General features: G+C 77.4%; 1 pseudogene. It reads right to left on the bottom strand.

The features are described from left to right. Positions 1 to 381: pseudogene (locus KBX53_RS35990) on the bottom strand (serine/threonine protein kinase); the annotation flags it as partial.

The following is a 381-nucleotide window of genomic DNA, read 5'->3' as shown; positions in this document are numbered from 1 at the left end:
CCTCGCCGCCGGAGAGCGCCACCACGCTGAGCAGCAGCACGACGACCAACCCGCCGGCAGCGGCGAGCTGGACCTTGCGCGGCCAGCCCTTGACCGTGGTGACCAGCTGACCCCCGGTGGCCCGGACCTTGTCCAGAGCGCTGCCGCCGGAGGTGGCGGGCGCGGTGGCCCAGGGCTGGCCGGTGCCCGGCACCGACCACTGGTTGCCGCCGTAGGTGCCGCCGACGCGCTGGGTGGCCTCCGGTGCGCCGCCGTACCCGACCTGCTGGGTGGCGTCGGCCGGGTTGCCGTAGCTGACCCGCTGGGTGGCGTCGGGGTTCCCGCCGGCGTCCACCCGCTGGGTGGCGTCCGCGTTGCCGCCGTAGGTGCGCCCGGCCGCCG

Origin of the sequence: Micromonospora sp. M51 (assembly GCF_018070305.1) — a bacterium.
In the GTDB taxonomy this organism is placed as follows: Bacteria; Actinomycetota; Actinomycetes; order Mycobacteriales; family Micromonosporaceae; genus Micromonospora; species Micromonospora parva.
Note: the sequence above shows the minus strand (reverse complement) of the source record. Positions and strands in the feature narration are given on the sequence as shown.